General features: G+C 68.9%; 1 protein-coding gene. It reads right to left on the bottom strand.

Annotated features, from left to right (window positions below; translation table 11 throughout):
• Positions 1-235, bottom strand: a 235-nt coding sequence (locus tag EOB49_RS35910; RefSeq protein WP_127383587.1) for an SDR family NAD(P)-dependent oxidoreductase, incomplete at both ends; no start/stop codon positions are given.

Genomic DNA, 235 nt, shown 5'->3' with positions numbered 1-235 from the left:
GCCGGCATTGTTGATGATGACGTCTACGCGGCCATGCGTCTCGACCGCATGGTCGACCAGACGTCGGACCTGGCCGACGTCGGTGACGTCGGTCTGAAGGATGGCGCCCTCGCCAAGTGAAAGCTCGCTGGCCAGCACCTGCAGCCGGTCGAGGCGGCGTGCGCCCAGCACCAGTTTTGCGCCCTCCCTGGCCAGAAGCCGTGCGGCGGCTTCGCCCAGCCCGCTGCTGGCGCCA

It is taken from the genome of Mesorhizobium sp. M7A.F.Ca.MR.148.00.0.0, from assembly GCF_003997735.1.
Classification (GTDB): Bacteria; Pseudomonadota; Alphaproteobacteria; order Rhizobiales; family Rhizobiaceae; genus Mesorhizobium.
The sequence above is the reverse complement of the archived record's forward strand: the minus strand, read 5'-3'. Positions and strand labels throughout refer to the sequence as shown.